The organism is Cognataquiflexum nitidum (genome assembly GCF_022538055.1).
GTDB classification, from domain to species: domain Bacteria; phylum Bacteroidota; class Bacteroidia; order Cytophagales; family Cyclobacteriaceae; genus Cognataquiflexum; species Cognataquiflexum nitidum.
The window spans coordinates 180,874-194,808 of sequence record NZ_JAKZAM010000002.1; the positions used below are offsets into that span (position 1 = coordinate 180,874).

Consider the following 13,935-nt stretch of genomic DNA (forward strand, 5'->3'; position numbering starts at 1 on the left):
GTAGTTTATTAAATAAGTGAATTGGTCAGATTTCTCTATCAAAACTATTTAAGGTTCAGAGGAGTCAAAATAGGGAAAAATACAATGATTAGTCTGGGAGCAAAAGTAGATACACATAGAGGGAAAGTATCAATTGGAGATAACTGTTTGATAACAAGTGGTGTTAAGATACTTTCCCATGATGGCGCAAGTAGACTTATCAATAAAGATGATTTCGGATATGGGGAAGTCAAAATCGGAAATAATGTATTTTTGGGGGTGAATGCAGTTGTTCTACGAGATGTTACCAAAGGTAATAATTCGGTAGTGGCAGCAGGCGCAATAGTCACGAAAGATGTTCCTCCTCAGAGTGTCGTTGCCGGCAATCCTGCAAAAATCATAAAGACACTAGAAGGACCATTCCCCATCCTAAACGATAGAAAAAAATATTGAATTATTCGTTATGCTACAATTAACACAAAAGCTCGGTTCCGGAGAAATGGAAGTTCAAGAGATACCATATCCTCAATTATCAAATGGTATGGTTCTCATAAAAACTCATTATTCGATAATTAGCGCGGGTACAGAAGGCTCTACAGTTACCGCTGCTAGGAAAAGCTTGCTTGGTAAAGCAAAAGAAAGACCTCAGCAAGTTAGGTTGGTATTGGATACGCTTAAAAAACAAGGTCCAATCCAAACTTATCGGGCAGTGATGAAAAAACTCGATTCATATAGCCCAATGGGATACAGCTGTGCAGGTGAGGTTATTGAGGTAGGGGAAGATGTTACGGAATTTGAAGTGGGAGACTATGTAGCCTGTGGTGGTGTCGGATATGCAAACCATGCCGAAATAAATGCCGTACCCAAAAATTTGTGTGTAAAGATTCCCTCCGACTCCAATCTTCTAAATGCATCTTATAACACTCTCGGTGCCATCTCAATGCAAGGCGTTAGACAGGCTGATTTGCGAGTAGGGGAATCATGTGTTGTTTTAGGATTGGGGCTCTTAGGTCAATTGGCCTGTCTCATACTAAAGGCATCAGGTTTAAAGGTTATTGGAATAGATATTTCAAAAGCTCCAGTAGATTTAGCGATTGCCAACAATGCAGTTGATGTTGGATTTGTAAGAAATGAGCCTGGAATCGAAGAAAAGATCCTCTCTTATACTCAAGGAATTGGGGCTGATGCGGTTATTATTGCTGCAGCTACAAATAGCTTAGACCCCATCAATTTTGCCGGTATAGTTTCTCGAAAACGAGGTCGAGTAGTCATATTAGGTGCTGTCCCCACGGGGTTTGAACGTGACCCACATTGGTATCGCAAGGAGTTGGAGCTTAGAATGGCATGTAGCTACGGACCCGGTAGATATGACTTGAATTATGAGGAAAAAGGGATTGATTATCCGGTTGGATATGTCCGTTGGACAGAAAAAAGAAACATGGAGGCCTTTCAGGATTTGGTTCACCGAAAACTACTAAATATAGGCTACCTTACGACTCATGTTTTTGATTTTGAACAGGCCCAAAAAGCGTTCGATTTGGTGGTTAATAAAAGCGAACCTTATGTGGGTATAGCCCTCAAGTATAAAAACGAAAAAAAACATGTACGCAATAAGTTAAGTATCGGGACATCAAGGAAGACAGAACGAGTAAACGTTTCCTTTATAGGAGCTGGGTCATACGCTCAGGGAAATCTTTTACCTAATTTCACCGGAGTTCCAAATGTAGCAATGAAAGGAGTATTGACAAATACAGGTACTACCTCCAAAAGAGTTGCAGAAAAATTTGGATTTGAATTTGCAGCATCAGACGAAAATCAAATTTTTGATGGAGTTTCAAATACAGTTTTTATCGCGACACGTCACGATAGTCACGCCAAATATGTCAAGAGGGCTTTGAAAAATGGACTCAATGTTTTTGTTGAAAAACCACTTTGTTTGTATGAATCTGAGTTGGAAGAGATAACTGAATTGTATTCAACCACCGGAGGCCGGCTAATGATTGGATTCAATAGAAGATTTTCTCCACTCGCCGTTGAGATGAAAAAGTTAATCGGAAGCGGACAACCTATTTCTATGTCCTATCGCATCAACGCAGGTCAGATTCCATCTGATTCTTGGATCCAGGATTTGGAGATCGGAGGTGGAAGGATTATTGGTGAGGTTTGTCACTTTATTGATTTTCTATCGTTCCTTTCAGGGAGCTTAGTACAATCAGTTTCAGCAGTGGTACTCCCAAGTCCAGCCAATACAAACGATTCGGTGTCAATTCTCCTGAAATTCAAGAATGGTTCTATAGGAACAATTTCCTATTTAGCTAATGGATCAAAAGAATTGCCTAAGGAGTATGTCGAAGTTTTTGCAAGTGGTATTACATGTATCTTGGAAGATTTTAAGGCGTTGAAAGTATTTGGAAAGGGAAAAAAAACCAAGAAGTCACTTTTTAATCAAAATAAAGGGCAAAAAGAAATGATAGTGTCATTTTTGGATTGCCTAGTTAATGGTATTGAAGAACCAATTCCATTTGAAAGTATCTACAATGTTACCAAAACAACCTTTAAAGTTTTGGAATCGATTCAATCTTCTGGTAATAAAGTTTTGGTTTCAAATGATTGATTCATTAAAAAAGTTACAAGAATATTGCGAGTCTGAGGGGTACAAAGGATGGGATCCTTATGATGGACTTAATTCGAAGGTGTTCAAATTGACTCCGCTAAAACATTGGGATTTGGCAAGACTGGCATGGATACAAGGGTTCAAAAGAAGTCCAATAAACTTCAGACCACTCCTTTTGGTACCAAAGGAACATAATCCAAAGGGAATCGGATTATTTCTTAACGGTTATTGTCAATTGTACAAAATTGCAAAAAATGGGCAATTGGCTTTTGGAACTACAGAACAGCTTCTTACTAAAATTCAAGAACTTTCGAAACTACTCCTCAGTCTAAAATCTGCCGGATATAAAAATTCTTGTTGGGGTTACAACTTTGATTGGCAAGCAAGGAGACTATTCCTGTTTCCATCATTCACACCTACTGTAGTAGCCACTTGTTTTTGTGCATCAGCTCTATTTGAAGCATTTGAAATTACCGGTGATGGGTCATTGTTGGAAGAAGCCGTTTCTGCGTGCAAATTTGTCGCAGAGGACCTTAAGCGAACTGATTTCAAAGAAGGAATTATATTCAGTTACAGTCCATTGGAAGGCAATAACACTGTTTACAACGCGAGTCTACTCGGGGCCAAATTACTTTCAATCGGGTTTAAATACACCAAAAATCAAGAGTTTAAGGTTTTAGCTGAGTTAGCGGTGAAAGGGGCGATATCTGGTCAAAATGAAGACGGATCATGGGTTTACGGATTATTACCTGTACAAAACTGGATTGATAGTTTTCACACTGGATATAATCTCGAGGCCCTATATTTCTACCAACAATGTACAGGGGACTACGTGTTTAAAGATAGGATTGAAAAGGCTCTAAATTATTATTATGAAAATTTTTTTCTCAATAATGGTACTCCAAAGTATTATCACGATGAAACCTATCCGATTGATATACATTGTCCTGCCCAACTTTTATTGGTTTTGAAGTATTTTGATACCAAATATGATAAAGATTATGTAGCCCAAAAGGTATTAGGATGGACATTTAAAAATATGCAGGATCGAAATGGATATTTCTACTACCAATTGAAAAAAGGTTTTAGTTCAAAAATATCTTATATGCGGTGGAGCAATGCATTTATGTTTTATGCAATGAGCAACTATATGCACCATTTAACATCAAAATGAAATACGAAATTATTAATAACTTAAAAGTTTTCGCTCCGACCACTCGAAAAGAGCTAATTGACTTTGCATTTTGTGAGAAGAAAATTCTCATTGCCATTAATGCTGAGAAAATTCTTCATGCTACGGAGGTTACAAAAGAAATTATAAATAATAATATTGGATATCCGGACGGAATCGGAGCAGTTTGGGCTCTCCAAAAAAAAGGAGTGAAAGATATCCATAAGATTCCTGGTTGTGAACTTTGGTTAGATATTGTGAAAGAAAGTGTTGGAGAAAAGTCCTTCTATCTTATCGGTGGGTCAGAAGAGGTAATTCAATCAACAGTTACAAAACTCAAGAAAGATTTCCCAAAGATAAAGCTATTGGGATTTCGAAATGGTTATTTACAAAGTGAATTGGAAAAAAATCAACTAATTGATAAAATTTCTGAATCAAAACCAGATGTTGTTTTTGTGGCAATGGGCTCGCCAAAGCAAGAAATCCTGATGCGAGAACTTTGTGAGAGACACCCTGCCTTGTACCAAGGGCTGGGTGGAAGTTTTGATGTATATGTCGGAACTGTCAAAAGGGCACCTGAATGGTGGGTCTCACGTAATTTGGAATGGGCATTTAGACTTTTAAAACAACCAAGAAGAATTATGAGGCAAAAACACCTAATTGTATTTTATTTTAAGTTACTTCTGAACAAATTCTAGTATTGCGAAAATCAAGAATAATTAACGTAATAAAGGTTTTTTTCCTCATTTCCATGAGTGTTATGGTCAGGTATTCTCATGCTCAAATGATTCCGGCCGGAGAACTACAAATCGAAGAATTGATTAGAAGAAAACAGATTTCCGATTCTCTTGCACCGGTTCATTCTATGTTTTTTAGACCATTGTACCAAAACATTAATGATACATTAACTGGTAGTGAATTCATTATCCGTCCAACAAATTTTTTTCAGAGAAATACTTTTAATACTGTTCGTCCGTATGGATGGGGAGATGGACCGATGATTTCTCAAGTGGGTTTTCAGCAATATTTTTCTCTAGGATTGGCAATAGAAAATAAATTCCTTTTCGCACAGTTTCAACCAGAAATTGTCTGGGCTCAAAATAAGCCCTACCTGGGATTTGTAGAAAATGCTTCACCGCAAATTGTCAAGGATCGTTTTTTCTTTTGGAATTTTTCAGATACTCCCGAAATTCTTGGTAGGTCACCATATAAAAATGCTTGGTGGGGTCAGTCGGCGCTTTTAATACATTACCGAGCGTTTGAAATGGGATTTGCAACCCGTAATATTTGGTGGGGGCCAGGACAGTTTAATTCATTATCAATCTCTCGTAATGCACCGGGTTTTTTACATTTCACTTTGAATACGCGAAAGCCTGCTAGGACATTTATTGGCAATTTTGAAGGACAGATTATCATTGGTCGATTGGAAAATTCTAATCGTGCCCCTTCACAGAGCGAAGAATTTAATAATCTATATTTTTTACCATTCGATGGCGATTGGAGATATTTGAATGGGATGACTATTTCTTATCAACCAAAGTGGTTACCTGGACTATTTTTTGGATTTTCCCGGACCTTTCAGCAATACAATCAAAAACGAACTTCCAGCTTTAATGACATTTTGCCGATTCTTTCACCATTTCAGAAGATAAAATATGGTTTCGACAAGGATGGGGATGGTAGAGACCAGCAGGCAGTCGTTTCGGGAAGATATGTCAATATTAGAGGGAATTTTGAGTTTTATTTTGAATATGGCAGGCGAGACCATGCTTTCAACTGGCGGGAGGCGATCATAAATCCAGAGCACGCAAGGGCATTCTTAATGGGATTCAATAAACTGATTAATTTAAATGACACAAGAAAAAAACTGTTCGTTAGGGGCGAAATTACCCATCAACAGGAATCTATAAACAGATACATTAGATACAGAGGGTTGTTAGGTGGAGTATCTTGGCATACTCATAATTCAGGTGCCAGGGGATTTGTTAATTTCGGACAACCGCTAGGTGTTGGAATAGGAACCGGTTCAAATGTACAAACCTTTGAAGTTTCTCTAGTCGAGAATTATAACAAGTTAGGATTAGTCTTTGAGCGACTTGAAAACCACCAAGATTTCTATTATAGGGTCTTTGGACAGCAAACTAAACAACAACCTTGGATTGACTTTAGTGCAGGGCTGATTTTTGATCGAGAATGGAAAAATCTTATTATGAGCTCTCGTTTGCAATTTATCAATGCAAAAAATTACCAGTGGATTGAAAACCCAGCCTCTACAGAAGACTTTCCACAAAATACCAGCCTTTTTTCTACCCATTTTCAATTAAACTTCATCTATAGGTTAAATAGATATTTCATACTTCAATGATTAACATCACCATCGTCGCCGGCGCCCGTCCAAACTTTATGAAAATAGCGCCTATTCTAAAAGCCATCCAGGACAAAAAGGAGACAGGGACAGCAATAAACTTTAGACTAGTTCATACCGGTCAACACTATGACAAGAAAATGTCGGGTGATTTTTTTGAGCAGTTGAATATTCCTGAACCTGATATCAACCTCGAAGCGGGAGGAGGAAGTCAGGCCGAACAAACTGCAGCCATTATGGTAGCATTTGAAAAAGAACTTTTGGCCAATAGGCCTGATTTGGTTATTGTAGTTGGTGATGTAACTTCTACATTGGCCTGTTCTATTGCAGCCAAGAAATTGGTCATCGATGTGGCGCATGTGGAAGGAGGGATCCGTTCTGGAGATATGAGTATGCCGGAAGAAGTGAATAGAATTGTTACGGATAGCATCACGGATCATTTTTTCACTACCTCAGAGGTTGCTAACCAACATCTGAAGTATGTAGGAGTGGCTGAGGATAGAATTCATTTTGTGGGGAATACCATGATAGACACGCTGCTTTCCAATCAGGATAGGTTTATGAGTCCGGTAGGAGAGATGTTTGATGACCTTAAGCCAAAGAACTATTTTGTCATGACCATGCATAGGCCTGCAAATGTAGATGGGGAACATCAGCTTAAAGCCTTGATAGATGCCATTATGATGGGAACAGGTAGTTTTCCTGTGATATTTCCGGTTCATCCCCGAACTGCCAAAAATCTTGAGAAGATTGGTATCAGACATGCAAGATTGAGGATGGTAGAACCGTTGTCTTATCTTGAGTTCAATTATTTGGTTAAAAATGCATTAGGTGTAATTACAGATTCAGGGGGAATTACCGAGGAGGCTTCCGTGATGAATGTTCCTTGCATCACCATGAGAAACAATACCGAACGCCCTGAAACAGTCACCCTTGGCACGAATGAATTAATAGGAATAAATCCGGCAAATCTCAAAGCACCTTTAGAGAAATTACTTAAAGGCAAATGGAAATCTTATAAGGGAATACCACTTTGGGATGGAAAAGCAGCAGAAAGAATTGTGGATAAAATTATTGAAATTTATGAATTATAATGGTTTTCTACTTCTTTCCCAGTAACCCAATATTCTACTTCAGACAGGTAGGAAGTCCGAAGTCGGAAGTCCGATGTAACGGACATTTCAGTTTCCTGCAAGAATTATACAGAATTACAATTTTACCTGCATCATTGTGTAAATAAATATTTCTTATCGACAATAATCCAATATAAATTTATGAAAGGCATAATCCTAGCTGGAGGCTCCGGAACAAGACTTTACCCCATTACCAAAGGTACCTCAAAGCAACTGCTTGCTATCTACGACAAGCCAATGATATACTACCCCATGTCAGTCCTGATGTTAGCAGGTATTAGGGAGATTCTGATCATCAGCACGCCGCATGACCTGCCGAATTTTAAAAAATTGTTTGGAGACGGTTCCGATCTAGGAATTAAGCTTACTTATGCAGAACAACCTTCACCTGACGGATTGGCCCAAGCCTTCATCATCGGAGAGGAATTTATCGGTCACGATTCGGTCTGTCTGGTACTTGGTGACAATATTTTTTATGGGCATGGGTTTACACAGCTTCTCAAAAGTTCGGTCGCTACGGTTGAGAATGAAAATAAAGCAACAGTTTTTGGTTACTACGTTCAAGATCCTCAACGCTATGGAGTTGTTGAATTTACCGAAAAGGGAGATGCAATAAGTATTGAGGAAAAACCTGATGTCCCAAAAAGCAATTATGCGGTTGTGGGTCTTTATTTTTACCCGAATTCAGTCGTTGAAATTGCAAAAAATATAAAACCAAGCCACAGAGGTGAGTTGGAAATCACTACTGTCAACCAAGAATATTTGAAAAACAATGAACTTAAGGTTGAACTTATGGGCAGGGGTTTTGCTTGGTTAGATACAGGTACCCACGAATCAATGCTCGAAGCTTCTAATTTTATCCATACCATTGAAAAGCGGCAAGGACTTAAAGTTGCTTGTTTGGAAGAGATAGCTTTTGATATGGGCTTTATAAATACTGAAAAACTGAAAGAATTGGCTCAAAATTTGAGGAAAAATGAATATGGTGAGTATCTCTTGAGAAAAATTGGATTAAGGTAAATTTGAGTAATGATTCTTAAGATTTAATTTATTATGATTATACAGTTTTATGAATGGAAATTTGAATATTAATAAATTATAATTAAGTTAGCTCAAAAATAATTTTTATGATAATTTTTCTTGCAGTCATCACAGCATTTATGGTAGGTTTTTTACTGACTCCAATAGTGATTTTGCTTTTAAAAAAAATGGAACTTGTCGATAGTCCGGGAGGTAGAAAAATTCATAACGGATTTATTCCTTCTATGGGAGGAATAGCCTTTGTTATTGCAAGTTTTGTAGCAGTTTTAGCCTGGTTGGATTCAGAATATATCATGGAAATCAGGTTTTTACTAGCAGCCTTTGGCTTGATGTTTTTTGTTGGCTTAAGGGATGATATGGTCAATATGAGTGCATTCCAAAAATTGGCGGGGCAATTTATTTCTGCCTATTTAGTCGTGGTTATGGCAGATATTAGGTTGACAGGTCTTTATGGATTTTTCGGTATTTATGAACTTCCACTTTGGATTAGTTACGGGATTTCATTTTTTACCATTCTTGTCTTGACCAATTCCTTTAATCTTATAGATGGTTTAGACGGTTTGGCAGGTTCAATCAGTCTAGTGACTTTTATGTTCCTAGGGTGGTGGTTTTTGGAAGCAGACCTTACTAGCTATTCTGTATTCTCGTTTATTTTGGTTGGTGCGGTTCTTTCTTTTTTGGTCTATAATTGGCATCCCGCTAAGATTTTTATGGGTGATACCGGGTCTTTAAGTTTAGGCTTTGCTTTGGCGGTGTTGACTATATTGTTTATAGATAAGAATGGCACAATGGCAAATTTTGAAGGATGGAAATTTAATGCACCTATTGCCTCTGGCATCGCTTTATTAATAATTCCGATATATGATACTTCTAGGATTTTTATAAAAAGATCCTTAAAGGGTAAATCCCCGATGGCACCTGATAAAAGTCATGTGCACCATTTTCTTTTGAGAATGGGCATGAGGCATGACCAAGTCACCTTGACGTTGGTAGCAGTGAAAGTTGGGTTTATTTCCTTGATTTTTATTGGTTCTGATTTCAGCGACTATGTGATGTTGCCTGTGGTAACCCTTACGGCTATAGTTCTTGGGTTAAAAATGGATTCACTGACATTAAAAAGAGTTAAAAAATTAAATAAAAATTCGCCACCCATATTGTCTAAGAGAACAAAAAGGAAAAGTCATCAAAAACCAAGTATTCAAGGTGATGTCCTGGAAAAAGTCAATATTAGCGACAATTAAAATTTATACTTTTCAATAATCAAAAGCTCCGAAGTTTAGTACTCCGGAGCTTTTTTTATGGGTCCTCTTTATTGCACGTAGCTAAACAATTAATGGCAGAAGAACGATTAGCAGGCTTTGTTGCAGGTACGCTGTTGTCCCAGGACAAGTATACCCAGCCGATATAGTACTTTCAAGCCTAACCTTCAACATTGCGCATACCCAATTTTTTTGTTTAGCCTTAGATTTCAGAATTTGTAGGTGGTTGAAAAAAATCCTAACTTTTTGATTCATCAAACTTTCCTATAGTTTTGTTCTTGGTTTCACTCAATTTTAACATGTTAAAATCTATTCCGCTTTCAACTCCAGTTTTTGATGGAAATGAAAACAGCTTTTTATTGAAGGCTCTAGAATCAAATCAAATTTCGACAGCAGGAAAATTTATTTCGGATTTTGAAGAAGAAATAAAAAAAAGAACAGGAGGATTTGAAGTAGCAGTAACAAATTCTGGAACTTCAGCTATTCATTTGGCATTGAGACTTCTTGGTATTGGCCCTGGGGATGAGGTTTTATGCCAATCCTTTACCTTTTGTGCTTCTGCCAATCCGATTTTGTACCTAGGTGCTCAACCAGTGTTTATTGACAGTGAACCCACTACCTGGAATATTTGTCCTGAAATTTTAGAAGAGGCAATTTTGGATAGGTTAAGAAAGGGCAAAAAACCAAAAGCAATTATTGTGGTGGACCTGTTTGGTATGCCTGCAAAATTTAAACAGATTAATGATATTTCGGCAAAATATGAAATACCTGTTGTCGAAGATGCTGCAGAGGCATTGGGCTCCTCTATTGATGGTATTGCTTGCGGAACTCATGGACAGTATGGGATTTTTTCTTTTAATGGAAATAAAATTATTACCACAGGTTCAGGTGGAGCATTGATTTCCCAAGATTTAAATGCAATGGACAGGGCAAAATACTTGTCTGTTCAGGCTCGAGAAAACTATAAATATTATTTGCATAAGGAAGTTGGATATAATTATAGAATGAATAACGTATCGGCTGGAATAGGCCTTGCTCAGATTTTGGATTTGGATAAAAAGATTTCGTTGCGCAGGAAGAAATTTGAAAATTATCAGAATTTATTTCGTGATATAAAAGGTGTTTCTACTGTACTTGAACTCGATGGTTTTTTTTCTAATAGATGGCTTTCAACTTTTATAGTAAGTAATTCAGAAACAGGACTTTCAATAGAAGAGCTTCGTCTTGCGCTACTAAAAGAAAATATTGAAACTCGATACCTTTGGAACCCTTTGCATCTTCAACCTGTATTCAAAGATGTTCCATTCTATGGCGGAGGCAGCTCTGAAAAACTATTCTCAGAAGGAATTTGCCTTCCAAGCAGTGAAAATCTATCCTATGAAGATCAAGTAAGGATCGTTGACATCATCAAAAATAACCTCATCAGAAAATAACGCGATGTATTCCTTATTCCTCAAAAGATTTATTGATATAATATTTAGCGGTTTTTTAATTTCAATTCTTCTCCCGGTAATAGTTTTAATTGGATTTGTATTAGGAATAAATAATAGGGGAAATCCTTTTTTTACCCAAAAAAGACCGGGTCTTAATGGCAAATTGTTTAGACTAGTAAAGTTTAAAACTATGACAGATGAAGTTGATGACCAAGGACAAATACTACCTGATGAGGATAGATTGAAGGGATTAGGAAAAATCATCCGAAAATTTTCTATGGATGAAATTCCTCAATTATGGAATGTCCTGATAGGTGATATGAGTTTGGTCGGACCAAGGCCATTGTTGGAAGAGTACCTTCCGCTTTATAGTAAGGAACAGGCAAAAAGACATTTGGTTCGTCCGGGTATAACGGGGCTTGCGCAGGTAAATGGAAGAAATGCAATTTCTTGGGAGAAGAAATTTGAGTATGACTTAGTATATGTAAATAATCTATCTTTAAAAATGGATTCGAAAATATTAATTTTGACATTTTTTAAATTTCTCAGGCCTGAGGGTATTCATCAGGAGGGGCATGTGACTATGCCGAAATTTAAGGGCAAAAAAGATCAAGACTTAATTTGATTTTAATTTTCGGAATTTTAGCATTAAGGAGAAATTAAATAAGGCAGTTAAATTTATTTTATGCCATGCTTTTCAATTCATTTCAATTGAATTTTTAGCAATAAAGACAAAGTTTGAATCATTTTTTACACTCTAGATTTTGGTAATAAATTGTCAAAATTATGATTAAGGATGGGGTTTTATATTTTTTTTTCGAAACGTAAATCTGTTTTGGATAGCTAAAAATGAACGCTACATAAAGAAAATTGTATGTTTTTATTTTTGATAAAAATATCACTTCAAATTGTTATTATTTGTAAAAATCAATGATATATTTGAAGGCAATTGTTTATTACTAAAATAAGTAAAAATTGAATAATATATATTTTAATCAATTCTGCAAATGAACTTTTTAAAAGATTTAAGGATCCTTCCAAGATGGATTATTGTCACACTAGATTCTATTATTTTATTTCAGGCGACTTTCTTTGCTTATCTCGTAAGATTTAATTTTGATTTTGAATTAGTGAGTAAAAGCAATGCTGTTTTGGGAAGTGCTATTTTTTCAGTTCTAGTTTTTGGTGTGATGTTGGCCACAAAGAGTTATAAAGGAATTGTACGCCACACAGGATTGAAAGACAGTGTTAATATTTTCAAGACAGTTGTGATAGGTTTCGTTATCTTTTTGATAATCAATTTGGGTTTTGAAAAAATTATTTCCAGCACCTACATCATTCCAAATTCGATTTTGATTATTGCATCCCTTACATCTCTTTTTTTATTGATTTTGTACCGATTCCTTGTTAAAGAATTATTTATTTATCTCAAAAGTGGTTTTGTTGTATCTAATGATGGTAAAGTAGGAGTGATATTTGGTGCTAATGAGGCAGGTATCACGGCCCTAGATGTCATCAAGAGAGATAGCAAGTCCAATCTTGTGATTTCATCTTTTCTCGACGATGATCCGAAAAAGGAAGGGAAAATCATCGGAGGAAAAAAGATTTTCAGAGGTCTTTCTCACCTTAAATCAATGGTAGAAAATCAAAATGTATCTGAATTAATCATAGCAGTAAAGGATTTGTCTGTTCAGAGAAAAAAGGAAATTATTGATGAATGTTATAAATTCAATATTCATGTATCTATTGTCCCACCATTAAATCAATGGATAAACCGAGGCCTCAATACTGAAGCAATTCGGGATTTAAGGATTGAAGACTTACTTGGAAGGGATCAGATTTCTTTAGAAAATCAAAAAATCAAAGAAGAACTTGTCAACAAAGTTGTATTGGTAACAGGTGCAGCAGGTTCGATAGGAAGTGAGCTTTGCAGGCAGATTATGTTTTATAATCCAAAACTCCTAATTCTTTTGGATTTTTCGGAATCGGCTTTGTATGACTTGGATTTTGAATTTAGAGAAACAGGAATGGTAACTCCCCACATTTCTGTTCTGGCGGATATCAGGGATTATAGTACTATGAAGGAGGTTTTTAAAAAGTACAGTCCCGATGTTGTTTTTCATGCAGCAGCATATAAGCATGTGCCAATGATAGAAAATTATCCGGAACAAGCAGTAAAAAGTAACATTCTTGGCACCAAGATTCTTGCTGATTTATCTGTTTTGCATCATGTTGAAAAATTTGTTTTTGTAAGTACAGACAAGGCAGTTAATCCAACGAATGTCATGGGTGCAACAAAAAGAGCTGCCGAGATGTATGTTCAGTCTTTGAATATGTACCTGCAAAATCACCATGTAAATAATTATACAAAATTCATAACCACACGTTTTGGAAATGTTTTGGGCTCAAACGGTTCTGTAGTCCCTCTTTTCAAAAAGCAGATTCAAAAAGGAGGTCCGATAACTGTCACGCATCCTGATGTGACAAGGTATTTTATGACCATCCCTGAGGCTTGTCAGTTGGTACTTGAAGCAGGATGCATGGGAAATGGTGGAGAAATCTATGTTTTTGATATGGGTGAACCAATTAAAATCGTTGACCTTGCTATAAATATGATAAGGTTAAGTGGAAATAAGGAAGGTTCGGATATTAAAATTGTCTACACAGGATTAAGAGAGGGGGAAAAACTTTTTGAAGAACTTTTGAATGATACAGAAGTCATTAAGTTTACCCATCACCCAAAAATCAAAATAGCACAGGTAGCACCTGTGCATTTTTTCAAAATTGAGGCCCAAATACAGATGTTTGAATCATTTATTGGTAAAAATTCCGAAAATGACCTTGTATTCCATCTAAAATCGATGATTCCGGAATACAAAAGTAATTCATCTAGATTTGAGGTGTTGGACCGTCTCAATTAATATTAGTCACACGGGTCTT

At 36.5% G+C, this 13,935-nt stretch carries 11 protein-coding genes; all 11 read left to right on the plus strand.

Annotated features, from left to right (window positions below; all coding sequences use genetic code 11):
* Window positions 1–21: 21 nt before the first annotated feature.
* The 11 genes from MMU07_RS21770 (at window position 22) to MMU07_RS02040 (ending at window position 13,916) form a co-directional block, all read left to right on the plus strand.
* Complete coding sequence (locus MMU07_RS21770; RefSeq protein WP_272492482.1) at window positions 22–432, plus strand: acyltransferase; 411 nt, start codon at window positions 22–24, stop codon at window positions 430–432.
* A gap of 10 nt (window positions 433–442) precedes the next feature.
* Entirely contained in the window at window positions 443–2,593 is a 2,151-nt protein-coding gene (locus MMU07_RS01995) for a bi-domain-containing oxidoreductase (protein WP_241124153.1), read from the plus strand.
* 235 nt (window positions 2,594–2,828) lie between these two features.
* The gene (locus MMU07_RS02000; protein WP_241124154.1) at window positions 2,829–3,767 is read left to right on the plus strand and encodes a delta-aminolevulinic acid dehydratase; all 939 of its coding nucleotides are present in this window, start codon (window positions 2,829–2,831) and stop codon (window positions 3,765–3,767) included.
* Entirely contained in the window at window positions 3,764–4,462 is a 699-nt protein-coding gene (locus tag MMU07_RS02005; RefSeq protein WP_241124155.1) for a WecB/TagA/CpsF family glycosyltransferase, read from the plus strand. The genes MMU07_RS02000 and MMU07_RS02005 overlap by 4 nt, the downstream gene beginning before the upstream one ends.
* 2 nt (window positions 4,463–4,464) lie before the next feature.
* Window positions 4,465–6,129, plus strand: a complete 1,665-nt coding sequence (locus MMU07_RS02010) for a capsule assembly Wzi family protein (RefSeq protein WP_241124156.1) — start codon at window positions 4,465–4,467, stop codon at window positions 6,127–6,129.
* The gene (gene wecB / locus MMU07_RS02015) at window positions 6,126–7,223 is read left to right on the plus strand and encodes a non-hydrolyzing UDP-N-acetylglucosamine 2-epimerase (protein WP_241124157.1); all 1,098 of its coding nucleotides are present in this window, start codon (window positions 6,126–6,128) and stop codon (window positions 7,221–7,223) included. The genes MMU07_RS02010 and wecB overlap by 4 nt, the downstream gene beginning before the upstream one ends.
* Window positions 7,224–7,403: 180 nt before the next feature.
* Entirely contained in the window at window positions 7,404–8,282 is an 879-nt protein-coding gene (rfbA, locus tag MMU07_RS02020; RefSeq protein WP_241124158.1) for a glucose-1-phosphate thymidylyltransferase RfbA, read from the plus strand.
* A gap of 107 nt (window positions 8,283–8,389) precedes the next feature.
* Window positions 8,390–9,544: a glycosyltransferase family 4 protein gene (locus tag MMU07_RS02025; RefSeq protein WP_241124159.1), complete on the plus strand. Its 1,155-nt coding sequence runs from the start codon at window positions 8,390–8,392 to the stop codon at window positions 9,542–9,544.
* 317 nt (window positions 9,545–9,861) lie between these two features.
* A complete protein-coding gene (locus tag MMU07_RS02030) occupies window positions 9,862–10,995 on the plus strand; it encodes a DegT/DnrJ/EryC1/StrS family aminotransferase (protein WP_241124160.1) in 1,134 nt (377 codons plus the stop codon).
* 4 nt (window positions 10,996–10,999) lie between these two features.
* Window positions 11,000–11,620: a sugar transferase gene (locus MMU07_RS02035; RefSeq protein ID WP_241124161.1), complete on the plus strand. Its 621-nt coding sequence runs from the start codon at window positions 11,000–11,002 to the stop codon at window positions 11,618–11,620.
* A 382-nt stretch (window positions 11,621–12,002) separates the two neighbouring features.
* Window positions 12,003–13,916, plus strand: a complete 1,914-nt coding sequence (locus MMU07_RS02040) for a polysaccharide biosynthesis protein (protein WP_241124162.1) — start codon at window positions 12,003–12,005, stop codon at window positions 13,914–13,916.
* The last annotated feature ends 19 nt before the right edge of the window (window positions 13,917–13,935 follow it).